Source organism: Bacillus sp. AR2-1, from assembly GCF_008368755.1.
GTDB lineage: Bacteria > Bacillota > Bacilli > Bacillales > Bacillaceae_G > Bacillus_A > Bacillus_A wiedmannii.
Window position 1 is genome coordinate 25,800 of the sequence record NZ_QORY01000018.1, and the last position, 25,641, is coordinate 51,440.

Sequence of the window (25,641 nt, forward strand, 5' to 3'; positions counted from 1 at the left end):
AATTTGAAAGAAAATCTATGGTTTGACAAGAAACACTCTTTTCGGTTTTGCTCACTGAAGGGAGTGTTTTTTTGTAGCCACAAACTCCTCTGTACTCATTACAGTTGCGTATACTCCATTTAAACTAGCCAAAATTGTGTTATGAATATAAACGGCTGGTATAGTAGCATTCTTAAAAGAAAGATCTTTTGTAGCACAAGCATCATGTATAACGGTACATGGAAAGCCGAAATCAAAAGCAGCCCTTACGGTAGCATCAATACACATATGAGTCATCATCCCGCATATGACGACGTGCTCAATGTCTAAACGTTGTAATTGTTCTAGAAGATCAGTTTCGCGAAAACTATTTGGATAATGTTTGAGTATAACGGTTTCTTCTCTAAGTGGACGTACGCTTTCATGAATATGTACACCCTCTGTATTGGGTAGGAAAAAAGTAGCGTCATCTTTTATTGCTACATGTTGGATATGAAAAATAGGTTCGTTTTTCGTTCTAAAGAGTTGTAGCAGCTGACGAGCATATTTGCTTGCTTCTATTGGATTACGCAATTCCATCTTTCCGTGTTGAAAATAATCATTTTGAATATCAACGAGTAAAAGAGCTGTTTTCATATATTTATCTTCCTCCGGTTTCATATTCAAATAATGGTATTCAATTTATAGAGGTGATTCTCCTTTTAAAAAAATATGAAGGAGAAGAATTTTACATAACTTTAAAAAGCAATATTATATTGTGATTTTTTATTTGAAAATTTTAATAGAGAAATAATTAATATTTTTCTAAAAAATGTATTGACTCTTATTATTCTGAGTTCTATAATGAGAATTAATTAAACGACAATTAAATCGATACATTCTTATCCAGAGAGGTGGAGGGACTGGCCCTACGATACCTCAGCAACGGGTTTTTTAATACCGTGCTAACTCCAGCAAGCCTTATAAAAGGCTTGGAAGATGAGAAGATGTGACCGAGTACATATAAGTGCTCTCCTTCTTATCTTTACGGTTGATAAGAAGGAGAGCACTTTTTATTTTACCTCGAAAGCTCTACTTCAAGTTTTTACAGCATATAGGAGGCGAAAAAATGATTTCTTTTAACAACGTAAGTAAAGTATATGAATCAGGTGGGCAATCTGTTCATGCGGTGGAGGATGTAACATTATCAGTTGAGAAGGGCGAAATTTTTGGCATTATCGGTTTTAGTGGCGCTGGAAAGAGTACGTTATTACGCCTAGTAAATATGTTAGAGAGACCAACGGCGGGAACGATTTCAATAGATGATAAAGATATTACATCACTATCGACGAAAGAATTACGGAAGCTAAGACAAAGAATCGGGATGATTTTTCAAAGTTTTAATTTATTTAATTCAAGAACAGTGTTTGGGAATATTGCTTATCCATTAAGGTTAGCGAAAGTACCAAAAAATGAGATAAAAGAAAGAGTAAATGAACTGCTAAAGTTTGTAGGATTAGAAGATAAAGCAAACTATTATCCAGAGCAACTATCAGGCGGACAAAAGCAGCGTGTTGGCATTGCAAGAGCACTTGCAACATCGCCAGACATTCTTATATGTGATGAGGCAACATCAGCTTTAGATCCAGAAACAACGACAGAAATTTTGAACTTATTAAAGAAAGTAAATCGAGAATACAATGTAACAATTCTTCTTATTACACATGAAATGCATGTTGTGAAAGAAATTTGTCACCGTGTAGCTGTAATGGAGAAGGGAAAAGTTATTGAAGAAGGAAAACTATTTGACGTTTTCACACAACCGAAAACAAAGACAACTCAAAACTTTGTACGCTCCATTATTAATGATCATTTACCGGAAAGTGTTCTAGGGAAAATTCAAAATGGTGGACAGATTTATCGCTTAACATTTACTGGGGAAGAGACAGGGCAGCCAATACTATCATATATCGCGAAAAATTATAACGTCGATGTAAACGTACTGTATGGAAATATTATTGAACTCCAAAATGTGCTATTTGGAAATCTTCTTGTAGAATTGCAAGGTGAACAGAAGGAAATTCAAAAAGCATTACAACATCTAAGAATGCAAGTGCAGCTGAAGGAGGTAGAAGCTCATGCGAGTTGATTGGAGTATATTTTGGCCTCGCATAGTAGATGCGACGGGGGATACCCTCTTAATGGTAATCGTAACCCTTATATTTGCTACAATTCTTGGTATACCCCTAGGTTTACTATTGTATGTAACGAGGAAAGGAAACTTTTTAGAAAATAAATGGGTCTTTTCTATTCTTAATATCATTATTAATACAATTCGTCCGGTTCCATTCATCATCTTCTTAGTAGCTTTAAGCCCACTAACAAGAAGTGTTATCGGAACGACGATTGGAACAGCAGCAGCAATCTTTCCAATGACGTTAGTTGCGTCAATTGGTATTGCTAGAATGGTTGAAACAAATCTTGTTTCAGTTCCAAAGGGAGTCATTGAAGCAGCTCAAGCGATGGGTGCTTCACCATTTAGAATTGTTTTTGAAATTCTTGTACCAGAAGCGTTAGCGCCATTGATTTTAGGTGTTACGTTTATGACAGTTGGTTTAATTGAATTTTCTGCAGTTGCTGGGCTTGTCGGTGGTGGCGGTCTTGGTGACTTAGCGATGACATATGGTTATCAACGTTTTGATACATCAGTTATGTTCGTAACGGTCGTTTTACTTATTATTCTCGTACAGGTAGCTCAAAATTTAGGAAACTACTTTGCGAAAGTCTTTTTACGTAGATCATAAAAAGGAGGAGGGGAAAAGAAAATGAAGAAAATTTTAGCATTTGCATTATCAGCGATTGTAGGAATTTCAGCGTTAAGCGGCTGCTCAAGTGGAGACACGGGGGCAGGAGCAAAAGAGAAAGTAGTTCGCGTTGGCGTAACCGGAACAGATGGAGACGCTTGGGAAATTTTAAAGAAAAAAGCTGAAAAAGAGGGAATTAAAATTAAACTGGTTGAGTTCTCTGATTACACAACGCCAAATAAAGCGTTAGCTGATGGAGATATTGAACTAAACTCATTCCAGCACGTTGCTTTCTTAGAGCAATTTAAAAAAGAGCATAAGTTAGATATTACAGCTGTCGGTACAACGCAAATTGCACCAATGGGCTTATACTCTGAAAAATATAAGAAGGCAAATGAAATTCCAGATGGTTCAGAAATTGCGATTCCAAATGATCCAACGAACCAAGCTCGTGCATTAAAACTTCTTGATGCAGCTGGATTATTAAAGCTTAAGAAAGACTTTGGCTTATTCGGAGATCCAAGTGGCATTGCTGAAAATCCGAAGAAGTTAAAAATTACACCGGTTATCGCACAGCAAACACCTCGTGTATTAAAAGATGTTGCAGCTTCAGTTATTAATAACGGTGTTGCTGGTCAAGCTGGATTAGATCCAGCGAAGGATCCAATTTTCTTAGAAGATCCAAAGAATGAAAATGCGAAGCCATATATTAATATTTTCGCAGCTCGTACAAAAGATAAAGATGATCCAACACTGAAAAAAGTAATTGAACTATATCATTCAAAAGAAGTAACAGATGCAATTAAGAAAGAAACAAATGATGGTTCCATTTCAGTAGATCTTTCACTTGAGGAGCTTGAAAAAATCGTAAAATAATTATCGGGTTTAACGATTAACAGTAGGAACCCCTCCGCTGTTAGCTCGTTCAACATATAATCTACTTAACAAACAAAACCTTAATTCTGTACCTTCCAATTCTGTATAACGTAGAATCCAATGTTTGTTAAGTAGAGTGATGGACCAGGAGTTTTCCTGGTCTTTTTTTATGAATGAAAGTAGCTAGCGAATAGTAAGGTAATCCAAATTATAAAAGGGTAAGCAAATAAGCTAAAAATGAGTGTAATTACGAATTGTTTTTTATGAATGAGGTGTTTTTCGAATGAAAAAAAGAAAATAGAAAAAATCATAATGAAAACGGCTGATATTACGCCAGGATTATATGAACGATAAATGAAAAACAAAATAATATGTTGAACAGAGTTGAAGAATATCGCCCCCTGTATAAAAATAATCCAGTATATAGAAGACAAGAAGTTTAGTTGATATAGAAAGACGATAAGTAAGACAAAGATTGTTAATACGAAAATCGCAATGAAAAATTGTCGGCTTGTTATAAAATGAATTGAAAATTGATTAGCAAGATATTGTGGCATTTGAAAAGATTCTTCAAGGTTATGAACGAAAAATAATAAAGGAATGATCCAGGGTATAATAGTTGAATGTTTTTTCATCAACTTACATCACTCCAATAAAATATAGAAAGCCTAAAAAAGGCCCTCTATACAGGGATAGTTATTCAATTATGATACTTTTTAAATTATCCTCATGATGCTCTTGTTTTTTCGGATAAGTAGCTAGTTCCTCTTGCAAAATGTTTAGTGCTTGCTTAGCTGATTGCTGGATTGGGGCAGGTAACTCTTCTAATATATTCATACCGACTTTTATTTTTGTACGAATTACCTTCCTTAGTAGTTCCTCACGCATGCACTACACCTCCAAATCGAATGTTTAGTACATCATCTTCGAATTTTGCTCCTTGAATAGAAAGGTGTGTTAACGTTTTTGGTAATGTGATGTTCCGTTTCACAGAACCTGAACGAATGATAAGTTCATCACCTTTTTGATTTAATGAAAGTTCACTTTTGTTTGAGAAGGGAATGGAGAGAACGAAAATATACTCATCGCCATCTTTTTTTACATATTGAGTGCGACCGTTAAATTTCACTTCCGTAGGAGAAGAATCTGATTTAAATAAAGCATCTCCTACACGCTCTAACATAGACAAACCGACAACCTCTTGTTCAAACATAGGAGCTTCGTAAATAGGAAGCGGCTGAAAACTATCTTGAATCAATGTTTTATATTTCTTTTGAGTATCTTTCCATGCTTGAAAATAAGGATCGGTGACAGTGTTAGGGATGACGCGATTAATCATAATGGCATCCACGTTATAATCGTATAAGTTTAAATACGTAAAGCTGCGCTGAGCTTCTTTAATGACCATCTTTTCAGGATTTACAACGATGCGGATACTTGTTATGTCTCGGTTTGATAAAATATCTCTCATTTCTCCAAGTTGTTCAAGTGTATTCGTTAATTCGTCCATAATATCATCGGTTGGAAGGGGAACACCAAGAAGTGGTTGGGCTATAGGACGAACAACTTTTAAAACTTTTCTTTTAATAGGAAAGAGTTTTTCCATCCACCAGCCGAGCATATCTGGAAAGCTGAGCATTGCTAATGTTTCTCCTGTTGGAGCGCAATCAATGATGATAACATCATATGTGTTTTGTTTATAATAATCGAGTACGCGAAGTAAGCTAATTAAATCTTCCATACCAGGAAACATCGTTAATTCTTCTGTTGTAATATCATCAGCTGCTTTGGAAGTGAAGAGTAGTGTAATATATTTCTGTAATTTCCCCCAGCCTTTTTCCATCTCATAAATCGTATTAATTTCTTGTGCCCACAAATTTTCACGAATTGCTAATGGCTCAGAAGATAGCTTTATACCAAATGAATCTCCTAAACTATGAGCAGGATCTGTACTCATTACTAATGTTTTTAATCCTTGTTTTGCGCTTTGAAGTGCTGTTGCTGCTGAAATGCTAGTTTTTCCTACGCCGCCTTTACCTGTATACAAAATAATTCTCATTATTCTATCCCCTTTGTTTCGAGTATCGAATATTACGAGTTCCGAAATAAAATGTTGAATAAAAACCCAACTAGGGTTTTATTCAATCGGAATGTTTTTCATTTTAGGTGTAGAAACCTTTTCTTCTGTTTTTTGCTGTGACGTAGCAATGTGATTCATGATCTTTTGGAAGATTTGTAGTAAGAATGCTTTTTCTTCTTCTGATAATGCTTCTGTCACTAGGTTAAAGTAATGGGCTGCATTTTGTTTTACTTCTTGAACGAGCATTACGCCGTTTTCTGTTAAACGAATTAATACAATGCGTCGGTCGTTTTCATCACGGTACCTTTCAATATATCCCTTTTTTACGAGGCGATTTACAACACCTGTCGTTGTACTCATCGGTATATCAAGAAGGTCAGCGATTTTTGTCATTGTAATATCTGTATTTCGCTCCATCCAAAGTAAACAAAATACTTCTGTTTTAGAAAGTGTTAAATCTAGGCTTACCCATTCTTCAGGATAAAAAAGTTTCTTGGCGTTATCTAGCAGTAAGTCTAAAAAATGTTCATATTGCAACAATTATTTCCACTCCCGTATATTTCGAGGTTCGTAATATTTGTTTTTATTTTATGCAGAATTGAAATAAATGTCAATGATTTTAACTGTTTTTTCAGATTAGACAGAAAACTAACTTTAAAATAGTATTCTTTTATGATAGATTTATAAATATAAAACTAGAATTTACATAAAAATCCATCATAGTAAATATACTTATCTATAATGGATGTACAGCTAACGAGGGGGAGAACAATGAGAAGACGTAATACGCAAGCGTTCACGTTTTTAGCATGGACTTCATTTGTTTGTGCACTTTCAGGTATGCTAATTGGGATTTATACGTTAGATGAAACGCTTAGTGTAAAAGGATATTATTTAATTGGAACATTATTTTTAACGATGTCTTGTTTTGTATTACAAAAAACAATTCGTGATAATGAAGAAGATAACGAGAGATTTCCGAAAAATAAACCGTTAGATAAAGAGTAAATCGTAAAGAAAGGCATTCGCCTTTCTTTTTTTATGTAAAAATGCAGTAAGTGCCGTGTGTTGACTTGCTTGAAGTACTGAAAATTTGGTATCATCAATAGTATTGTAGATTGAACGATATATTATGGAGGTGGCCTAGCCGTGTCAAGAATTTCCGTTGAGAATGTAAAGCACGTAGCACATTTAGCACGTCTTGCAATTACTGATCAAGAAGCTGAAAAATTTCAAAAACAACTAGATGCAATTGTTACATTTGCAGAACAGTTAAATGAATTAGATACAACTGATGTAAAACCAACAACTCATGTATTAACTATGAAAAATGTTATGCGTGAAGATGTACCAGAAAAAGGTTTACCAGTCGAAGAAGTATTAAAAAATGCACCGGATCACAAAGATAATCAAATCCGTGTTCCAGCAGTATTAGAATAGAGGAGGGGAATTTCGATGTCATTATTTGATCATTCCGTATCAGAGTTACATAAGAAGTTAAACAACAAAGAAATTTCCGTTACGGATTTAGTAGAAGAATCTTACAAACGTATTGCGGATGTTGAAGATAACGTAAAAGCTTTTCTTACATTAGATGAAGAAAACGCACGCGCGAAAGCGAAAGAATTAGACGCGAAAATTGGTGCTGAAGATAATGGTTTATTATTCGGTATGCCAATTGGTGTAAAAGATAACATTGTAACTAACGGTCTTCGTACAACTTGTGCGAGCAAAATGTTAGCAAACTTTGATCCAATTTATGATGCAACAGTTGTGCAAAAGCTAAAAGCTGCTGACACAGTTACAATCGGTAAGTTAAATATGGACGAGTTCGCAATGGGTTCTTCAAATGAAAACTCAGGTTTCTACGCTACGAAAAATCCATGGAACTTAGATTACGTTCCAGGCGGATCTAGTGGTGGTTCTGCAGCAGCTGTAGCAGCAGGAGAAGTATTATTCTCTCTAGGTTCTGATACGGGTGGTTCTATCCGTCAGCCAGCTGCATATTGCGGCGTTGTAGGTTTAAAACCAACTTACGGACGCGTATCTCGTTACGGATTAGTAGCATTCGCATCTTCACTTGACCAAATCGGACCGATTACACGTACAGTAGAAGATAATGCATACTTATTACAAGCTATTTCAGGTATTGACCGTATGGATGCAACTTCTGCTAACGTTGAAGTAGGAAACTACTTAGCTGGTTTAACAGGCGACGTTAAAGGTTTACGCATTGCTGTACCGAAAGAATACTTAGGAGAAGGTGTTGGCGAAGAAGCTCGTGAGTCAGTACTAGCTGCTTTAAAAGTATTAGAAGGTATGGGCGCAACTTGGGAGGAAGTATCTCTTCCACACTCTAAATACGCTCTAGCAACGTATTACTTATTATCTTCTTCTGAAGCATCTGCTAATCTTTCACGCTTTGATGGCGTACGTTACGGTGTTCGTTCTGATAATGTAAATAATTTATTAGACCTTTACAAAAACACACGTAGCGAAGGTTTTGGTGATGAAGTAAAACGTCGTATTATGCTTGGTACATTTGCACTTAGCTCTGGTTACTATGATGCATACTACAAGAAAGCACAACAAGTACGTACATTAATTAAAAACGACTTTGAAAATGTATTTGCTAACTACGATGTTATTATTGGACCAACAACGCCAACTCCGGCATTTAAAGTGGGCGAAAAAGTTGATGATCCAATGACAATGTATGCAAATGACATTTTAACAATCCCAGTAAACTTAGCGGGTGTTCCAGCGATTTCTGTTCCATGTGGATTCGGTGCTAACAACATGCCACTTGGTCTACAAATCATTGGTAAACACTTCGATGAAGCGACAATTTACCGCGTTGCACATGCGTTTGAGCAAGCAACAGACTATCATACAAAAAAAGCAAGTCTGTAAGGAGGCGAGCATAGATGAATTTAGAAACAATTATTGGTTTAGAGGTTCACGTTGAGTTAAAAACAAATTCGAAAATTTTCTCTGCGAGTCCAACAGAATTCGGAGCGGAGCCAAATACACAAACAAGTGTAATTGACTTAGGATACCCAGGGGTACTTCCTACTTTAAATAAAGAAGCAGTTAACTTTGCAATGAAAGCTGCAATGGCATTAAACTGTGAAATCGCAACGGAAACGAAGTTCGACCGTAAAAACTATTTCTACCCAGATAATCCGAAAGCTTACCAAATTTCTCAATTCGATAAGCCAATTGGTGAAAATGGTTGGATTGAAATTGAAGTAGACGGTAAAAAGAAACGTATCGGTATTACACGTCTTCATTTAGAAGAAGATGCTGGTAAATCAACGCATACAGCTGATGGTTCATTAGTAGATTACAATCGTCAAGGTATGCCTTTAATCGAGATCGTATCTGAGCCAGATATGCGTACGCCAGAAGAAGCATATGCATACTTAGAGAAGTTAAAATCAATCATTCAATACACTGGCGTATCTGATTGTAAGATGGAAGAAGGTTCCTTGCGTTGTGATGCGAACATTTCCCTTCGTCCAGTTGGACAAGAGAAGTTCGGTACAAAAGCGGAACTGAAAAACTTAAACTCATTCACTTACGTACAAAAAGGTCTTGAGCACGAGCAAGTGCGCCAAGAGAAAGAATTGTTATCTGGTGGTATCATCCAACAAGAAACACGTCGTTATGATGAAGCAACGAAGAAAACAATCTTAATGCGTGTGAAAGAGGGATCTGACGATTACCGTTACTTCCCAGAGCCAGACTTAGTTGAACTTTACATCGATGATGAGTGGAAAGAAGAAATTCGTGCTTCGATTCCAGAACTTCCAGATGCACGTAAAGCTCGCTACGTTGCAGAAATTGGCTTACCAGCTTATGATGCACACGTATTAACATTAACGAAAGAGATGTCTGATTTCTTTGAAGCAGCAATTGAAGATGGAGCAGATGCGAAACTAACATCAAACTGGTTAATGGGTGAAGTGCTTGCATACTTAAACAAACAACAAAAAGAATTAAAAGACGTTGCATTAACGCCTGCTGGTTTATCTAAAATGGTTCAATTAATTGAAAAAGGTACAATTTCTTCTAAAATCGCGAAGAAAGTATTTAACGAGTTAATTGAAAAAGGTGGAGACCCAGAGGAAATCGTTAAAGCAAAAGGTCTTGTTCAAATTTCTGACGAGGGTACACTTCGTAAAGTTGTAACAGAAATTCTTGATAATAATGAGCAATCTATCGAAGACTTTAAAAACGGTAAAGACCGTGCAATTGGCTTCTTAGTTGGTCAAATTATGAAAGCTACAAAAGGACAAGCAAATCCGCCGCTTGTTAACAAAATCTTACTTGAAGAGATTAATAAGCGATAATAATAGTAACTTGTAAAGATTAAGCAGAAAAACACCCGTACATGGGTGTTTTTCTAGGTTAATCAAACGTTTGTTTAAATGAGAGAAGATCGTTTAAACAAACGTTTGATTAACTGTCAAAAGTGTAAAAATGTTTGTATAGCAACTATGGTATGATAGTTGCAAAAAGGTGGGAATAATGATAAATCTAGACATAGAGGTTTTTTTCATCTCATGAAATAATAGATAATTATTATTCGTTATATGTAAATTGTTGTGAGGAAATAGATGGACATAAATTTTTTGTCAAATAAAACAAAACCATTGAAATGAATATTTACTTTTGATGGACTACACGAATCGGGTTCTTACTGCCTGTTTGAGCGAGATAAAAGAAGGATAGGAAGATGAGAGGAGGTAGGCATGGGAATACTGAATAGAAGTTCGGTATGTTCTTTTTCAATATATAAAGAAATTTCCTGTGCTAATAAATGATGAAGCGAGCAAGAATTATTTATAATCCTACTTCTGGGCGCGAGCTATTTAAGAAGAGCTTACCGGAAGTATTACAAAAATTAGAACAAGCTGGATATGAAGCGTCTTGTCATGCGACAACTGGTCCTGGGGATGCGACTGTGGCAGCGAGGCAAGCTGCGGATCGTAAGTTTGATGTTGTTATCGCAGCTGGTGGTGATGGTACATTAAATGAAGTGGTGAACGGCTTAGTAGGACATGAACATCGTCCAAAGTTTGGAATTATTCCAGTTGGAACGACAAATGATTTTGCGCGTGCGATCGGTGTACCTCGTGCTATTGAAGAGGCTGCGGATATTATTTGTGAAGGGAAAACAGTTCCGTTAGATCTTGGTAGAGCGAATGATACATATTTCATTAATATCGCTGGTGGCGGCCGTATTACAGAATTAACATATGAAGTGCCAAGCAAGCTAAAGACGGTATTAGGCCAACTTGCTTACTATTTAAAAGGAATCGAAATGTTACCGTCATTACATCCAACATATGTTGAAATTGAGTATGATGGGAAATTACTACAAGAAGAAATTACGATGTTTTTAATTACGAATACTCGTTCAGTGGGCGGCTTTGAAAAGGTAGCACCATATGCATCGATTAACGATGGATTATTTGATTTATTAGTACTGAAAAAAGGTTCTATTGCTGACTTAATTAAAGCAGCAACACAAGCGCAGCGTGGTGAACATATTAATAACCCAAAAGTGCTATACACACAAGCAAATCGAATTAAAGTGCATTCACCAGATAAACTAATGATTAACTTAGACGGTGAATACGGTGGAGATGCACCGATGGAATTCGAAAATATATATCATTGTCTTGAACTATTTGTTCCTGAACAACAAGAGGATGCCCTGTAAAGGCATCCTTTTTATTATATAGAGGAATTGTAAATTGGAAGTTAGTTTGATTTTTATGGTATTTTTACAATTCGTTTATTTTATATCCATACTTTATTGATACACTGGAGGAGATAAGAAACGAGAGGTAGGATGCTATGGAGAAGGTAAAGGCAATACTATTTGATAAAGATGGGACATTAATGGATTTTCATTCAATTTGGATAAAAGTGGCTGAAGAGCTTGTCGCTGAATGTATAAAATTATATCAACTCCCACAGTCAATGCAGCAGGCTTTATTAAAAGAAATCGGTGTGGATGGGGCATTTGTTCATCCTCGTAGTGCAATAGCTGCTGGAACAAGCCTCGATGTAGCAAAGGGGCTTTGTAAGTATATTACGTCATCTAAGGAAGAGGAAATGCATGAGTGGGTAAGTGAAAAATTATTTTCTCTTATGTATGAACACCGCTCCTATATGAAAATGACGGCGGATTTACCGAGGATTTTACAAGGTTTAAAGGATAGAGGATTTATTTTAGGTGTTGTGACAGCTGATGATTTTGCACCAACAGAATTATTTTTGAAACAATATCAATTAGAGTCCTTTTTTGATTATGTTGTAGCTTCAGATACATTTCCGGCACAAAAACCAGATAAAAGAATTGTAGAATCTTTTTGTGAGAAGTTTCATTTAGAAGCATGTGAAGTAGCCGTCGTTGGAGATACACCAACTGATTTATATTTAGCGAGAAATGGTGGCAATTGCTATGCAATTGGAGTACTGTCTGGTACAGGAGATCGTCAAACGTTAGAACCACTTGCAGATTTAGTAGTACAATCTGTTGGGGAGTTTATTTCTCATTCGGGTGAGTTGATTTGGGAACAAGGAAAGTCTAATGTGTAAGAAAAATAAGTCTATAAGGACTCTTAATGAGTCTTTATAGACTTATTTTTTATGTCGACATAGAAGGTATGCAGGATGAATGCTGGGAAAGAACGTTGGCATACATTTTGCAATGAAAAGAGAAAACAATGTAAAGAAAAGGATGGGGTACGTAATGAACACAAAAAAATTTGCTAAAGTAAATGAACAAATTCCTGGACCGAAAGCAGCGTCTTTATTAGAACGCCGCCAAAATATAGTACCAAAAGGAGTAAGTAACGGCATCCCAACGTTTGTACAATCTGCAAATGGTTCTCTTGTAACAGATGTTGATGGCAATCAGTACATTGATTTCGCGGGAGCAATCGGAACAATTAACGTAGGGCATTGTCATCCAGCTGTTAAAGAGGCGCTCCATAAACAAGTAGATCAATACATTCATACTGGATTTAATGTCATGATGTATGAGCCATATATTGAATTAGCAGAAAAACTTGCGGCATTAGCGCCGGGAAGTTTTGATAAGCAAGTACTATTTTTAAATAGTGGTGCAGAAGCGGTTGAGAACGCTGTGAAAATCGCTCGTAAATATACAAAAAGACCTGGTATTATCGCATTTTCTAAAGGATTCCATGGGCGTACATTAATGACAATGACGATGACAAGTAAAGTAAAACCATATAAATTTGGATTTGGTCCATTTGCGCCTGAAGTCTATAAAGCACCATTCCCGTACGAATATCGCCGCCCAGAAGGATTAACGGAAGAGCAGTACGATGACTTTATTATTGAAGAGTTTAAGAATTTCTTCATATCAGAAGTAGCACCAGAAACAATTGCAGCCGTTGTAATGGAACCTGTTCAAGGGGAAGGCGGATTTATCGTTCCAAGTAAGAAGTTTGTGCAAGAAGTACGCAATATTTGTTCAGAACACGGCATCTTATTTGTAGCGGATGAAATTCAAACAGGATTTAGTCGTACAGGAAAATATTTTGCCATTGATCATTATGATGTCGTTCCAGATTTAATTACGGTATCTAAATCATTAGGCGCTGGTGTACCGATTAGTGGTGTTATTGGGCGCAAGGAAATTATGAATGAGTCTGCGCCGGGAGAGCTTGGTGGAACGTATGCAGGAAGCCCACTAGGATGTGCAGCAGCATTGGCAGTACTTGATGTAATAGAAAAAGAGAATTTAAATGATAGAGCGATAGAATTAGGAAAAGTCGTAATGAACCGATTCGAAGAGATGAAAAATAAATATAATTGCATTGGTGATGTGCGTGGTTTAGGAGCAATGTGTGCATTCGAGCTCGTTCAAGATCGTAAGACGAAAGCACCTGATAAAACGTTAACAGCTAATTTGTGCGCAGAGGCAAATAAACGCGGATTACTTCTACTATCAGCAGGGACATACGGTAATGTTATTCGTGTGTTAATGCCATTAGTTATTACAGATGAGCAACTTGAAGAAGGATTAACTATAATTGAAGAATCATTGCAAGTCTGTTATGAGAAAGCGAATACTGCTCGTGTTTAAAAGTTAAATAATAAATCGCAAACATTCTAGCTGACTCTATATAAAATACAGAAAATTCACTTTATAATAAAGGTAGTGAAGTGAATCGATGGATTGGAAGTTAGGGGTGGCTAGGGTGGTTGGAGAAAAGGAACGAGTGTTAATGGATTTACAAGATGTATTTGAATATGCGTTTGACGAAATTTTTGTGACTGACGAAAAGGGAATCGTTGTGCGTGTAAATAGTACATGTGAAAGGCACTATCAACTAGCTGCTAAAGAGCTGGTAGGTAAGCATGTGAAAGAATTGCAGAAGGATGGTATCTTTTATCCATCGGCAACGTTAGAAGTAATTGAAAAAAAGAGACCGATTGAACTCGTTCAAACGACAAAATCAGGAGAGTATTTACACGTTCGTACAAGGCCTGTTTTTGATAATGAGGGAAATTTAAGAAGAGTAATTAGTTATTCACGTGATCTGACAGAGCTCTACCAATTACGTCAAAAGGTAGAGGAAATGGATAATCAGTTAAAAACATATAAAAAAGAATTAAGAGAAACATATGAACATGAAGGACTTATTTTTAAAAGTATCGCTATGCAAAAAATAGTCGAGACAATCAAGAAAGTATCCGTGGTAGATAGTACAGTTCTCGTTTTAGGTGAGACAGGAGTAGGGAAGAGTCGATTAGTACGTCATTTACATGAAGTGAGTAACAGGAAGAATGAAAGTTTCTATGAAATTAATTGTGCGGCATTGCCAACGAATTTAATTGAATCAGAGCTTTTTGGATACTCAGGTGGATCTTTTACAGGTGCGAATCGTGAAGGGAAAAAGGGATTATTAGAATCGGCTCATAAAGGAACCCTTTTCTTAGATGAAATTGGCGAAATGCCACTTGAAATTCAAGCGAAACTTTTGCAAGTGTTGCAAGAAAAAACGTTTCGTCCTATTGGCGGAAGAGAATTAAAAAAGGTGGACGTTAGAATTGTAGCGGCTACAAATAGAGATTTAAATATGATGGTGAAACAAGGAACATTCCGGAAAGATTTATATTATCGTCTAAATGTCATTCCAATTGTAATTCCACCACTCAGAGAAAGAACTGAAGACATTTTGCCACTCATTTATCATTATTTACAGCACTTTAACGAGAAATATGGTCGGAATGTAAAATTAGCGCCTAGCACATTGCAAATGTTTGCTGGTTACCGGTGGGAAGGAAATAATAGAGAAATTGAAAATGTGATTGAGCGAATTGTTATAACTGCTGATGATATCGTTACGATAGAAGATTTGCCAATAGCGATGCAAGAATCAACGGTTGAACAGTCCGGCCAAAGTCTCTATAAAATGTTAGAAGAAGTAGAACGGAATATTATTTTGAAAGCATATAAAACATATGGATCGAGTTATAAAGTAGCGGAGTTTTTAAAAATAAGTCAATCTGCTGCCACTAGGAAGATAAAGAAACTTATAGAGGAGGAAGAAAACATTGGATAAAAAAGCGACGTTTGTAAATGTAGAGAAAAAGGCGATGTATATAAATGGTGAGTGGATTACATTGCAAGAACAAATCGAAGTAAATAATCCAGCAACGAAGGAAATATTTGCGACGGTACCAAAGGGCGGGGTAACAGAGGCAAAGCAAGCTGTTGATGCTGCTCATGAAGCTTTTAAATCATGGTCTAAGTTAACAGCAGCAGACCGTGCAGTGAAGTTAAAAAAATGGTTCACACTTATCGATGAAAATAAAGAAGAGATTGCAGCGATTATGACGAGAGAACAAGGAAAGCCGTTTGTAGAAGCACTTGGTGAAGTGAATTATGCCAATAGCTTTGTTGAATGGTATGCAGAAGAAGGTAAACGCGTATATGGCGAAATGATTCCTGCTTCTCATCCGAATAAACGTATTTTAGTTATGAAACAACCGGTTGGAGTTATGGCCGCTATTACACCTTGGAACTTCCCGGCTGCTATGATTACGAGAAAGGTAGCCCCGGCGCTTGCAGCGGGATGTACGGCAGTTGTAAAACCGGCAAGCCAAACGCCTTTAACTGCTTTGAAATTAGCTGAATTAGCCCATGAAGCGGACATTCCAAAAGGCGTAATAAATATTGTAACAGGTAGTGCGAAAGCAATTGCTGATACGTGGATGGAAGATGGGCGTGTTCGAAAAGTTTCCTTTACAGGATCAACTGAGATTGGGAAAGAATTAATGGCTAGTGCTGCACAAACGATGAAAAAGGTTTCACTTGAGTTAGGTGGTCACGCGCCGTTTATTGTTATGAATGATGCGGACTTAGATAAAGCGGTAGAGGCGGTAATCGGTTCGAAATTCCGTAACGCAGGACAAACGTGTATATGTACAAACCGAGTATTTGTTCAGGAAGAAGTGTATGAAGTATTTGCAGAGAAGTTTCAAAAGGCAGTAGGGCAGTTAAAAGTAGGAGACGGTTTCGGTGATGGAACGACTGTAGGACCACTTATTGACGAGAATGCAGTTTCGAAAGTACAGGAACATATTGAAGATGCTATTCAAAAGGGTGGAAAAGTTTTATTTGGTGGTCAAAAGGTTGCAGAGCTAGATGGACACTTTATGCAACCAACTGTAATTGGATTGGCGAACGATACGATGCTTTGTATGAATGAAGAAACATTCGGACCAGTAGCACCAGTTGCGAAATTTAAAACGGTTGAAGAAGTAATCGAACGTGCAAATAATACACCATATGGCTTAGCTGCTTATATTTTCACAAAAGATATTAGTCAAGCATTCCAAGTTAGCGAAGCATTAGAGTACGGTATTATCGGATTAAATGATGGACTTCCATCAGTTGCACAAGCACCATTCGGTGGCTTTAAAGAAAGTGGTATTGGCCGTGAAGGAGGCCATTTCGGTATCGAGGAATATTTAGAAATTAAATATATTTCATTAGGACTATAAGTAGTATACTAGAATTTCTATAAGGTAACAGAGAAGGAGATTCTAGTATGGTATATTGGCTATTATTACTTGTTACAATTATTTTTGAAGTAGCTGGAACAATTGCGATGAAACTATCAAATGGTTTAACAAAGCTCGTTCCCAGTGTACTTATTTTCGTATTTTATGGAATTTGTTTCAGCGTATTTGCTATCGTTGTCAAAAAAATTCATTTAAGTATTGCTTATGCGATTTGGTCTGGTGTAGGAACATTACTTATTACAATCATTAGCGTGTATTTCTTCAAAGAGCACATTAACTTATTCCAAGCATTTTGTATTCTTTTTATTGTTTTAGGAGTAATTGGGCTTAAGGTTTCATCGGCATCATAAAAGGCTATCTTCCGGTGTGGAAGATAGCCTTTTGTTTGTATTAAAATGCCCAGTTACCTTTACGGAAGATTGGTTCATGTCTTCCATCATCTGTAATACCATCAATATCAAGCTCAGCTGATCCAATCATGAAGTCGTTGTGTGTAATACTATTGTTTGCTCCGTTTTCGGCAAGTTCTTCTTTAGACATTGTTTTTCCGCCAACTAAGTTGAAAGCATAAGCACTTCCGATTGCAAGGTGGCAAGATGCGTTTTCGTCAAATAGTGTATTGTAGAATAAAATATTTGTATTTGAAATTGGTGAATCATGAGGTACTAAAGCAACCTCGCCTAAGAAGTGAGAGCCTTCATCTGTTTCTACTAAATGTTTTAAAGCCTCTTCACCAGTTTCAGCTTTATAGTCTACGATACGTCCGTTTTCAAATGTTAACGTGAAGTTATCGATAATGTTACCTGCAAATGCTAACGGTTTTGTGCTAGATACTTGGCCGTTTACACCTGTTTTAAGTGGCATTGTAAATACTTCTTCAGTTGGAATGTTCGCCATAAATGGTACGTTCTTTTCATTTAAGCTACCAGCACCAGCCCATACATGCTTTTCTGGAAGTTCGATCGTTAAATCTGTTCCAGGAGCTGTATAGTGAAGGGCTTTATAATGCTTTTCGTTTAAGTAATCAACTTTTGTATGTAACGTTTCATCGTGTTCTTTCCATGCTTCCACAGGATTTTCTAAATCCGCACGAGTAGCTTTGAAAATAGCATCCCATAGTTTTGCTTCTTGTTCTTCTGGTGCAACGTCAGGGAATACTTTCGCAGCCCATTCTTTCGTAGGAACAGAAATGACACACCAGCTTACTTTATCAGCTTGTACGTAATCACGGTATACTTTCATTGCTTCACCAGCTACTTTATGAGCTGTTGCGATACGCGTTGCTTCTACACCTTTTAATAAATCCGGGTTTTCTGCATAAATAGACATAAATGCAGCGCCTTCTTTTGCTAATTCTTCACGAGCGTGTGCTTTCCAAGATGGGAACTCAGCGAATGCTTCTTCAGGAGCTAGGTCGAACTTTAAGCGTGTTAACGTCTCATCATTCCAGTCCACATATACGTGTTTTGCACCAGATTTATATGCTTTTTCTGTAACGAGGCGCACAAATTGTACAGCTTCAAGAGGTGCACTAATTGATAGTGTTTGTCCTGGTTGAATATTAACACCAACATTGACTGCAAGGGCAGCATATTTCTCTAACGTTTGTTCAAATGACATATGTATAATCTCCTTTAGTTTGAAAGATTTCTTACTATATATAATACAAGAAAATTCAAAAAATATATATAAATATAGCGTAAAAAGAGAGCTCAAAATATATTGAGCTCTCATCGTTATTTAATCGAAGAAGCAAATTGTTCTACGGTCGTCGTGTGGTGTATGCGAACACGCCTCATTTTTAACAACTCATCGGGTTCACCTTTCGTAATGAACTTTCCGGGTTTTGTTGTCGTCGCAAATTGATAATATTTCTTCGTTTCTGCAACGACTTTATCATCCACATGACCGAATGGATAAGCAACTGCGATAACGGGCTTACCAGTTATTTTTTCTAGCTTTTCTTTCGATCCTTTTAATTCTTCTTCATAGTTTGTAATCTTAGGTAAGTCTGCATGTGTTGCAGTATGAGATTGCATGGAGAAAATGCCGGAATCAACGATTTCTTTTATGTCAGATGTAGAAAGAGATCCTTCAGCATCGACATTATTAATAATCATATATTCTGTTGCTGTTGGTTTAAATGTATCGTCTTTTAGCTTTTGTAAAATATGAAATGCATTCATATTATTTTTCATACCGTCATCAAATGTAACAAAGATAGGTTTATTCACTTTATTTATATCGCCCCAGCGTTCAAAAGTTAGTAATGTATAGCCGTTGTCTTTTAAATATTTCATTTGGGCTTCAAAATTAGCAGGTGATACGAATAAATCTTTAATGCCTTGTCCGTGATAATCATCGATTGCATGGTACATAAGAACGGGAACCTTTTGCTCGAAAGTAATAGTAGATTTTGTGAGTGGAATGTTTTTCCCATCTTCTTTCATTCCTATTGCTTCAATTTGAAACTCACCGCGTTTTCCTTCAAATTCTTTTATGTCAAAAGGAAGTGTAAATTGTTTCTCCTTTTCTTTAGAAGAAAAAGATTTAGCACTTTCCTTCCCATCAGCTGTGCGCCAAATTTTATATTGTACCTCACTTAAAGTATCCTTTATATCTGTCATATGAATAGTAGTGTTTGTAGATTCGTGTGTAATCGGATGATAAGAAATTTTACCTTGTTCTTGCACAGTCTCTTCTTGTTTCTTAACTTCTTGAACCTTTTTCTCTTTTTTAGGTTCCTGGTTTACATTGCTACTTTTACAGCCAGCTAAAATGGCAGACGTACATAAAGCGATTGCTGCGTATTTTCTCATAAAATCACCTTCTATTGTGTATTATGTTGCATACTTATATTTAAAATCCCCACCGCTGTAAGAGAGGTGGGGACATACCCTTGTTCATCATATCATTTTAGTAATGAGATAGGTTAGTGACTTATTTCTATCATCTTTTAGTAAAGTTTACTTTATCCCGCTATTTGTGGGCAGTAAGACTCCACCTCAAAATTCAGCAAAAGCAAAGAGGTTAGGTGGGGGTGAACAAAACCCCTACTGATCAAGTTTTACTTTATAAGAGATATGAATTTTTCCATTGATGTATTAGGCCCTACAAAGTGGCGTTTAATTAAGTACTGTTCGTTTGGCATCCCTTTTGTAATGTGATTACCGTGATCAGTAGTTACTGCGAACTCATAATGTTTTTTTGTTTCTTCAACAGCTGGGTCATTATAAGAACCTACTGGATAGGCGAGAGCGATGACCTTTTTACCAGTAAGGGCTTCGATTTTTTCTTTCGAACTACGTAATTCCTCATCATAATTGCTTGAATGAGCCATCATCGTATGATTAGCAGTATGTGATTGAATAGAAAAAATGCCTGAATCCATCATTTGTTTTATCTCATCTGTTGATAGACGATTTGGTTTGTCTATCTCATTTGCAGTAAGAAATTCAGTAGCCGTAGGTTGGAATCTATCATCCTTTAATTTTTGTAAAATATGAAGAGCATTCATATTATTTTTTCGACCATCATCCATCGTTACAAAAACAGGTTTATTTACACGATTTATATCATTCCAACGTTCAAACGTAAGCATTGTATAACCGTTATCTTTCAAATATTGCATATGCTTTTCGAATTGCTCAGGTGGTACGTATAAGCCGTAATCCCCATCACTTGGTCCAGGGTATTTTTCAATCGCATGGTACATTAATACGGGTACATGTTGCTGGAATGTAATTTTAGATGTTACTAGATTTGTTTCAGTATGATCTTCTTTGATTCCTACTGTTTCAATTTGAAATTCGCCACGTTTTAAATGAAATGATTTTAAATGTAGTGGGAGGGCAAAGTCACGTTCTTTTTCTTGTGAAGTAAAAGTTTGTTTGCTTTCAGGACCATCAGCAGTACGCCAAATATTGTAACGTACTTGTGTGAATGAATCTCTTAAATCCTTTGTATAAAGCGTGGTGTTTTGTGCGTTATATTCATACGGATCCCATGTAATAATCCCTTGTGTTAAAGGCAGTTCAACCGCTTTCGCTTTTTTTTGTTCAACTGTTTGTTTCGCCGTTGCTTCTTTTATTTGTTTATCACTAGTGCTACTAGTGTTACAACCTACGAGAATAGCAGAAGAAAGTAAAGCGATATATGTATATTTTTTCATTCTATCATCCTTCTATTGTGTTTTAATTATCATCACTTATGTCTTGAAATTATCATTCGTATAAGTGACAATAATTCAAATTTTCGATTTTAAAAATTTGAATTATACCCTTGTACATCATATCACTATAGAATATAGAGGGGAATACATTTTTGGAATAATTCGGAAAAACACCTTATATTTTTCTGGTGGAGTTTACATAAAAATACATATAGAAGAAAGTAAAAAAACTCCACCTAAATTTCCTTTTGAAAAAGGAGAAGTAAGGTGGAGTTTTTTTATTATATAAACAATCCAGCGATTGTTGCAGATAAGATAGAAGCAAGTGTTGATGCAAATAACATTTTCCAACCGAATCTAGATACGACACTTCCCTGTTTTTCAGAAAGAGCACGGATTGTCCCAACGATCGCACCAATTTGGCTAATACTTGCGAAGCTAATTAAGAATACTGTAACGATTCCGACTGTACGTGGAGATAATGTTGATGCAACACCTTTTAAATCAAGGATTGCTACAAACTCGTTTAATACAATCTTCGTACCCATAATTCCACCAGCTGGGATAATATCTTGAGTTGGAATACCCATTAAGAATGCGAATGGAGCAAGTATATAACCGAAGATTTGTTGTAAAGTAACAGCATATCCCATTGCACCTGAAGCTGCGCTAATTACGTAGTTTACAACTTCCATCACACCGATGAAGGCAATCATTAATGCAGCAACGATACCAGCTACTTTTAAACCATCAAGCGCACCGTTAATCATTGCGCCGATAAAGCTGTCTCCGAATAAAGTTCTATCAAATTTTTGAATCACTTCATCTTCTTTCTTCGTATCAACTGGTGTTAATAGCGAACAAACGATCAAGCTTGAGAATAAGTTTAGCGGAAGAGCGGCTAGTACATATTTCGCATCTAACATCATTACGTATGATGCTGTAACAGAAGCAGAAACGGAACTCATTGCAGAACAACAAATGATAAACATACGGTTTTTGTTAAAATGCTGTAAATCGTTTTTAATAACGATTAACGCTTCACTTGAACCGAAGAATACAGAGTTTACTGCGTGGAATGACTCGACGCGTGGTAAACCAGTAATTTTTGAAATTGCACCACCGACAACGCGAACGATGAATGGTAAAACACCTAAATAACTAAAGATAGAAAGTAGTGCTGAGAAAAATACGATAATTAATAATACATTTAAGAAAAAGACAAAATCTCTTTGAATTCCATTAAAGAGAAAATCGACACCTGTCGTACCAAGTTTAATTAGTTTGTTGAAAACTTTACTAATGAAGATGATAATTTGTTGACCAATTTTTGTGCCAAACATAAACCAACCGATTAAAATTTGGAAACCAATCATAATAGCAATTGCACGGAAGTTGATTTTACTTCTATTGTTTGACAAAGCAAAGCATAAACCTAAAACGACAAGAATACCGATAATGCTCATTACATATTGCATGTAGTTGCCCCTTTCAGAAGTTCGTATAAAGTTTGTACATAAAACGCTCGTTATATTACTAAAAATAAAACAAAGAGGTTTTATGTCATACGTAAGATGTCTGACCTTTTAGAAAAATAAAAATAAAAAAAGACCCATATGGATTCACTTTCATCTATGAGAGAAAGCTAATCAATATGAGTCCTTTTTTGCACATAGGCTAATATTCATTAGTTTTCCCCATAGTCCAGCAATTTAAGGTTGCCGGGTAGAAACTCTCGATCCATATTATCGAATATATATGAGGTAACATCGTCCGTATTAAATTAGTAGTAGCGTAACATTAACAGAGAACTATCGTCAATAGCTTTTTTTCTTCCGATAGAAATAGACCATATAAGTATGATAAAATGTAACGCAGTGTTATGAAAAAGAGAGGTCGGAAAATGAGTACAAAAATGACGCCACCAGTTGAGAAAAATGAGTTTATAGATGTAGTATTTGAAGATTTAACACATGATGGTGCCGGTGTTGCGAAAGTAAAGGGCTATCCTATTTTCGTTAAAAACGGATTACCAGGTGAAGAAGCACAAATTAAAATTATTAAAGTGAAGAAAAACTTCGCATTCGGTCGTTTAATGAAGCTTCATACAGAGAGCCCATATCGTAAAGATGCAGAATGCCCAGTGTACAATCAGTGCGGCGGTTGTCAGCTTCAGCACTTAACATATGAAGGACAATTACAAGCGAAAGAAAAACAAGTACGTGACGTTATGCAGCGCATTGGCGGATTAAGCGATGTTCCTGTGCACCCTGTACTTGGTATGAAGAACCCATGGGTATACCGTAACAAAGCACAAGTACCAATTGGAGAACGTGAAGGTGGACTTGTCGCTGGTTTTTATCGCCAAGGAACACATGACATTATTAATATGGAATCATGTTTAATTCAGGCAGAAGAAAACGATACATTAATCCAGGAAGTAAAACGTATTTGTGAAAAACACGGTATTTCGGCATACAACGAAGAGCGTAACAAAGGAACACTTCGCCACGTAATGGCTCGTTACGGACAAGTAACAGGGGAAATTATGCTTGTCTTCATTACCCGTACAGCAGAATTACCAAACAAAAAAGCAATCATTGAAGAAATTGCTGCGAAATTCCCAGAAGTAAAATCAATTGTTCAAAACGTAAACACGAAACGTACAAACGTAATCTTTGGAGACACAACGACAGTACTGTACGGGTCGGAATACATTTATGACTTTATCGGTGACATTAAATTTGCAATTTCAGCACGTTCATTCTATCAAGTAAACCCAGAACAAACGAAAGTGTTATACGATAAAACGTTAGAATATGCAAAACTAGATGGTAACGAAACAGTAATTGATGCCTATTGTGGAATTGGATCAATCTCCTTATTCCTAGCGCAAAAAGCGAAAAAAGTGTACGGCGTTGAAATCGTCCCAGAAGCAATCGAAGACGCAAACCGAAACGCAGCACTAAACAACATGACAAACGCTGAGTTTGGCGTAGGAGAAGCAGAAGTAGTTATTCCAAAATGGTACAAAGAAGGCATAATCGCCGACACAATGGTCGTAGATCCACCGCGTAAAGGTTGTGATGATGCACTACTAAACACAATCATCGACATGAAACCAAAACGCGTCGTATACGTATCATGTAACCCAGCAACATTAGCACGTGACTTAAAAGTACTAGAAGAAGGCGGATATAAAACGCAGGAAGTACAACCTGTTGATATGTTCCCGCATACGACTCATGTGGAGTGTGTGGCTTGGCTTAAGTTGGTATAATAGGAAAGCAGTTGATATAGGAGAATCTATACCATCTGCTTTTTGGTTTATCCCGCTTTAATGGGCAGTAAGACCCCCACCTCAAAATTCAGCGAAAGCAAAGAAGTTAGGTGGGGGATCAACTGCCCATAAAAGTCCGATTGGTTCAACTAATAATCAGTGGGGGATGAAGAAACCCCCCACTGATTAAAGTTTCACTTTATTGAGAGTTTGAAATTGTATTCATAGTGAGAGGATTTGAATTTGAAATGATAGATAATTTTTGGAGTGATTTACCACGACCATTTTTCGTACTTGCACCAATGGAAGATGTGACAGACGTTGTTTTCCGTCACGTAGTAAGTGAGGCAGGTCGCCCAGACGTATTCTTCACAGAGTTCACAAACTCGGATAGCTATTGTCATCCAGAAGGTATGAAAAGTGTACGTGGCCGTTTAATCTTTACAGAAGATGAACAACCGATCGTGGCGCATATTTGGGGAGATAATCCTGAATATTTCCGTCAAATGAGTATTGGTATGGCAGAGTTAGGATTTAAAGGTATTGATATTAACATGGGTTGCCCTGTACCGAACGTAGCATCAAGAGGAAAAGGTAGTGGCCTTATTCTACGTCCAGACGTTGCGGCAGAACTTATTCAAGCAGCAAAAGCGGGCGGACTACCTGTCAGCGTAAAAACACGACTGGGCTTTAAAGAGTTAAGCGAATGGGAAGATTGGTTAACGCATATTTTCAAACAAGATATCGCAAACCTTTCTATTCACTTACGTACAAGAGAAGAAATGAGCCAAGTGGATGCGCATTGGGAACTAATTCCGGAAATTAAAAAATTACGTGACCGTATCGCACCAAATACGCTAATAACAATCAACGGAGACATTCCTGACCGTAAAGTCGGACTGGAACTTGCTGAAAAATACGGCATTGATGGTGTTATGATTGGACGAGGTATCTTTAAAAATCCGTTTGCTTTCGAAAAAGAGCCAAGAGAGCATAGCAGTAAAGAACATCTAGATCTTTTAAGACTACAACTTGATCTTCAAGATCAATATGCAGAAGTATTACCACGCTCCATCACAGGACTACATCGCTTCTTCAAAATTTATGTAAAAGGCTTCCCTGGAGCTGCTGAACTAAGAAATCAATTGATGAGCACAAAATCAACTGATGAAGTACGCGCATTACTTGATAAGTTTGAGGCGAGTGTGAATGTGGTAGAAGGTAGTGAAACAGTGTAACTTTTGAAAGTTACACTGTTTCATTTTAATTAAGGTGAACCGTATCATAAGTAAGTGAGGTATTCTATGTAAAAAGGGGTAAGAAAAGAATACAGGAGAAAAGTGAAAATGGTAGGTTGGTCTTGATTTTCAATGATAGTATCATGTTTATT

The 25,641-nt window shown here is 36.6% G+C and carries 24 protein-coding genes and 2 riboswitches; of the genes, 15 read left to right on the forward strand and 9 right to left on the reverse strand.

Features of this window, described 5'->3' with window-relative positions; translation table 11 throughout:
• Positions 1-51 precede the first annotated feature (51 nt).
• A complete protein-coding gene (locus tag DT250_RS20850; protein ID WP_088061531.1) occupies positions 52-615 on the reverse strand; it encodes a cysteine hydrolase family protein in 564 nt (187 codons plus the stop codon).
• A 242-nt stretch (positions 616-857) separates the two neighbouring features.
• Positions 858-964, forward strand: a riboswitch (SAM riboswitch).
• Between the two features lie 123 nt (positions 965-1,087).
• Here DT250_RS20850 and DT250_RS20860 point away from each other — a divergent pair.
• Genes DT250_RS20860 through DT250_RS20870 form a run of 3 tightly spaced genes read left to right on the forward strand, consistent with a single transcriptional unit; the run spans position 1,088 to position 3,638 of the window.
• Entirely contained in the window at positions 1,088-2,107 is a 1,020-nt protein-coding gene (locus tag DT250_RS20860; protein WP_149213670.1) for a methionine ABC transporter ATP-binding protein, read from the forward strand.
• Positions 2,097-2,762, forward strand: a complete 666-nt coding sequence (locus tag DT250_RS20865; RefSeq protein ID WP_001261880.1) for a methionine ABC transporter permease — start codon at positions 2,097-2,099, stop codon at positions 2,760-2,762. Before DT250_RS20860 ends, DT250_RS20865 begins: the two co-directional genes overlap by 11 nt.
• Positions 2,763-2,783: 21 nt before the next feature.
• Positions 2,784-3,638: a MetQ/NlpA family ABC transporter substrate-binding protein gene (locus DT250_RS20870; protein ID WP_000721587.1), complete on the forward strand. Its 855-nt coding sequence runs from the start codon at positions 2,784-2,786 to the stop codon at positions 3,636-3,638.
• Positions 3,639-3,805: 167 nt separating this feature from the next.
• Here DT250_RS20870 and DT250_RS20875 read toward each other — a convergent pair whose 3' ends face one another.
• From DT250_RS20875 to DT250_RS20890, 4 genes are all read right to left on the reverse strand, one after another.
• Positions 3,806-4,273, reverse strand: a complete 468-nt coding sequence (locus DT250_RS20875; RefSeq protein WP_142310770.1) for an HXXEE domain-containing protein — start codon at positions 4,271-4,273, stop codon at positions 3,806-3,808.
• Between the two features lie 61 nt (positions 4,274-4,334).
• Positions 4,335-4,526: a DUF3926 domain-containing protein gene (locus tag DT250_RS20880; RefSeq protein ID WP_087982231.1), complete on the reverse strand. Its 192-nt coding sequence runs from the start codon at positions 4,524-4,526 to the stop codon at positions 4,335-4,337.
• The gene (locus DT250_RS20885) at positions 4,519-5,700 is read right to left on the reverse strand and encodes an ArsA family ATPase (RefSeq protein ID WP_218951296.1); all 1,182 of its coding nucleotides are present in this window, start codon (positions 5,698-5,700) and stop codon (positions 4,519-4,521) included. Before DT250_RS20885 ends, DT250_RS20880 begins: the two co-directional genes overlap by 8 nt.
• A gap of 75 nt (positions 5,701-5,775) precedes the next feature.
• On the reverse strand, positions 5,776-6,258 hold the full coding sequence (locus DT250_RS20890) for a MarR family winged helix-turn-helix transcriptional regulator (protein WP_000942477.1): 483 nt from the start codon (positions 6,256-6,258) through the stop codon (positions 5,776-5,778).
• A gap of 231 nt (positions 6,259-6,489) precedes the next feature.
• Here DT250_RS20890 and DT250_RS20895 point away from each other — a divergent pair, with 231 nt between their 5' ends.
• From DT250_RS20895 to DT250_RS20940, 10 genes are all read left to right on the forward strand, one after another.
• Positions 6,490-6,726 carry a YiaA/YiaB family inner membrane protein gene (locus DT250_RS20895; protein WP_001254393.1) on the forward strand — a complete coding sequence of 79 codons (237 nt, stop codon included), beginning with the start codon at positions 6,490-6,492 and terminating at the stop codon, positions 6,724-6,726.
• Between the two features lie 141 nt (positions 6,727-6,867).
• On the forward strand, positions 6,868-7,158 hold the full coding sequence (gene gatC / locus DT250_RS20900; RefSeq protein ID WP_000086999.1) for an Asp-tRNA(Asn)/Glu-tRNA(Gln) amidotransferase subunit GatC: 291 nt from the start codon (positions 6,868-6,870) through the stop codon (positions 7,156-7,158).
• Between the two features lie 15 nt (positions 7,159-7,173).
• Positions 7,174-8,631, forward strand: a complete 1,458-nt coding sequence (gene gatA / locus DT250_RS20905; protein ID WP_000051449.1) for an Asp-tRNA(Asn)/Glu-tRNA(Gln) amidotransferase subunit GatA — start codon at positions 7,174-7,176, stop codon at positions 8,629-8,631.
• 14 nt (positions 8,632-8,645) lie between these two features.
• Entirely contained in the window at positions 8,646-10,073 is a 1,428-nt protein-coding gene (gene gatB / locus DT250_RS20910; RefSeq protein ID WP_001047688.1) for an Asp-tRNA(Asn)/Glu-tRNA(Gln) amidotransferase subunit GatB, read from the forward strand.
• Between the two features lie 470 nt (positions 10,074-10,543).
• Positions 10,544-11,449 carry a diacylglycerol kinase gene (locus tag DT250_RS20915; protein WP_000977669.1) on the forward strand — a complete coding sequence of 302 codons (906 nt, stop codon included), beginning with the start codon at positions 10,544-10,546 and terminating at the stop codon, positions 11,447-11,449.
• A gap of 137 nt (positions 11,450-11,586) precedes the next feature.
• The gene (locus DT250_RS20920) at positions 11,587-12,333 is read left to right on the forward strand and encodes an HAD family hydrolase (RefSeq protein ID WP_088080305.1); all 747 of its coding nucleotides are present in this window, start codon (positions 11,587-11,589) and stop codon (positions 12,331-12,333) included.
• A gap of 154 nt (positions 12,334-12,487) precedes the next feature.
• Positions 12,488-13,852 carry a 4-aminobutyrate--2-oxoglutarate transaminase gene (gene gabT, locus DT250_RS20925; RefSeq protein ID WP_088061541.1) on the forward strand — a complete coding sequence of 455 codons (1,365 nt, stop codon included), beginning with the start codon at positions 12,488-12,490 and terminating at the stop codon, positions 13,850-13,852.
• Positions 13,853-13,967: 115 nt separating this feature from the next.
• Positions 13,968-15,335 (forward strand): sigma-54 interaction domain-containing protein, encoded by a 1,368-nt coding sequence (locus DT250_RS20930; protein WP_149213672.1) that lies wholly within the window; start codon positions 13,968-13,970, stop codon positions 15,333-15,335.
• Complete coding sequence (gene gabD, locus DT250_RS20935; protein ID WP_106383459.1) at positions 15,328-16,779, forward strand: NADP-dependent succinate-semialdehyde dehydrogenase; 1,452 nt, start codon at positions 15,328-15,330, stop codon at positions 16,777-16,779. The genes DT250_RS20930 and gabD overlap by 8 nt, the downstream gene beginning before the upstream one ends.
• A gap of 47 nt (positions 16,780-16,826) precedes the next feature.
• Entirely contained in the window at positions 16,827-17,150 is a 324-nt protein-coding gene (locus DT250_RS20940) for a DMT family transporter (protein WP_000263259.1), read from the forward strand.
• Between the two features lie 40 nt (positions 17,151-17,190).
• On the opposite strand, the gene DT250_RS20945 is transcribed toward DT250_RS20940, so the two are convergent.
• The 4 genes from DT250_RS20945 to DT250_RS20960 all read right to left on the reverse strand — a co-directional run bounded on the left by DT250_RS20945 (position 17,191) and on the right by DT250_RS20960 (position 22,449).
• Positions 17,191-18,420, reverse strand: a complete 1,230-nt coding sequence (locus DT250_RS20945) for an aminopeptidase (RefSeq protein ID WP_088609267.1) — start codon at positions 18,418-18,420, stop codon at positions 17,191-17,193.
• Positions 18,421-18,536: 116 nt separating this feature from the next.
• Positions 18,537-19,619, reverse strand: a complete 1,083-nt coding sequence (locus tag DT250_RS20950; RefSeq protein ID WP_149213673.1) for a polysaccharide deacetylase family protein — start codon at positions 19,617-19,619, stop codon at positions 18,537-18,539.
• A 248-nt stretch (positions 19,620-19,867) separates the two neighbouring features.
• On the reverse strand, positions 19,868-20,971 hold the full coding sequence (locus tag DT250_RS20955; RefSeq protein WP_076542007.1) for a polysaccharide deacetylase family protein: 1,104 nt from the start codon (positions 20,969-20,971) through the stop codon (positions 19,868-19,870).
• A gap of 281 nt (positions 20,972-21,252) precedes the next feature.
• Positions 21,253-22,449 (reverse strand): NupC/NupG family nucleoside CNT transporter, encoded by a 1,197-nt coding sequence (locus DT250_RS20960; RefSeq protein ID WP_001200511.1) that lies wholly within the window; start codon positions 22,447-22,449, stop codon positions 21,253-21,255.
• A gap of 202 nt (positions 22,450-22,651) precedes the next feature.
• Positions 22,652-22,753, reverse strand: a riboswitch (purine riboswitch).
• A gap of 121 nt (positions 22,754-22,874) precedes the next feature.
• Between DT250_RS20960 and rlmD the strand changes: the two genes are divergently transcribed.
• Entirely contained in the window at positions 22,875-24,251 is a 1,377-nt protein-coding gene (rlmD, locus tag DT250_RS20965; protein WP_000105045.1) for a 23S rRNA (uracil(1939)-C(5))-methyltransferase RlmD, read from the forward strand.
• Positions 24,252-24,499: 248 nt separating this feature from the next.
• A complete protein-coding gene (locus tag DT250_RS20970) occupies positions 24,500-25,489 on the forward strand; it encodes a tRNA dihydrouridine synthase (RefSeq protein ID WP_149213674.1) in 990 nt (329 codons plus the stop codon).
• Positions 25,490-25,641 lie beyond the last annotated feature (152 nt).

Bases quoted from the DNA above. Each gene is read 5' to 3' on its own strand.
- DT250_RS20860 (WP_149213670.1), top strand. From the start codon at position 1,088: ATGATTTCTTTTAACAACGTAAGTAAAGTATATGAATCAGGTGGGCAA.
- DT250_RS20865 (WP_001261880.1), top strand. From the start codon at position 2,097: ATGCGAGTTGATTGGAGTATATTTTGGCCTCGCATAGTAGATGCGACG.
- gatB (WP_001047688.1), top strand. From the start codon at position 8,646: ATGAATTTAGAAACAATTATTGGTTTAGAGGTTCACGTTGAGTTAAAA.
- DT250_RS20960 (WP_001200511.1), bottom strand. From the start codon at position 22,449: ATGCAATATGTAATGAGCATTATCGGTATTCTTGTCGTTTTAGGTTTA.
- DT250_RS20970 (WP_149213674.1), top strand. From the start codon at position 24,500: ATGATAGATAATTTTTGGAGTGATTTACCACGACCATTTTTCGTACTT.
- DT250_RS20875 (WP_142310770.1), bottom strand. From the start codon at position 4,273: ATGAAAAAACATTCAACTATTATACCCTGGATCATTCCTTTATTATTT.
- DT250_RS20950 (WP_149213673.1), bottom strand. From the start codon at position 19,619: ATGAGAAAATACGCAGCAATCGCTTTATGTACGTCTGCCATTTTAGCT.
- DT250_RS20955 (WP_076542007.1), bottom strand. From the start codon at position 20,971: ATGAAAAAATATACATATATCGCTTTACTTTCTTCTGCTATTCTCGTA.
- DT250_RS20895 (WP_001254393.1), top strand. From the start codon at position 6,490: ATGAGAAGACGTAATACGCAAGCGTTCACGTTTTTAGCATGGACTTCA.
- gabT (WP_088061541.1), top strand. From the start codon at position 12,488: ATGAACACAAAAAAATTTGCTAAAGTAAATGAACAAATTCCTGGACCG.
- DT250_RS20915 (WP_000977669.1), top strand. From the start codon at position 10,544: ATGATGAAGCGAGCAAGAATTATTTATAATCCTACTTCTGGGCGCGAG.
- DT250_RS20880 (WP_087982231.1), bottom strand. From the start codon at position 4,526: ATGCGTGAGGAACTACTAAGGAAGGTAATTCGTACAAAAATAAAAGTC.
- DT250_RS20945 (WP_088609267.1), bottom strand. From the start codon at position 18,420: ATGTCATTTGAACAAACGTTAGAGAAATATGCTGCCCTTGCAGTCAAT.
- DT250_RS20920 (WP_088080305.1), top strand. From the start codon at position 11,587: ATGGAGAAGGTAAAGGCAATACTATTTGATAAAGATGGGACATTAATG.
- DT250_RS20850 (WP_088061531.1), bottom strand. From the start codon at position 615: ATGAAAACAGCTCTTTTACTCGTTGATATTCAAAATGATTATTTTCAA.
- rlmD (WP_000105045.1), top strand. From the start codon at position 22,875: ATGAGTACAAAAATGACGCCACCAGTTGAGAAAAATGAGTTTATAGAT.
- gatA (WP_000051449.1), top strand. From the start codon at position 7,174: ATGTCATTATTTGATCATTCCGTATCAGAGTTACATAAGAAGTTAAAC.
- DT250_RS20870 (WP_000721587.1), top strand. From the start codon at position 2,784: ATGAAGAAAATTTTAGCATTTGCATTATCAGCGATTGTAGGAATTTCA.
- DT250_RS20940 (WP_000263259.1), top strand. From the start codon at position 16,827: ATGGTATATTGGCTATTATTACTTGTTACAATTATTTTTGAAGTAGCT.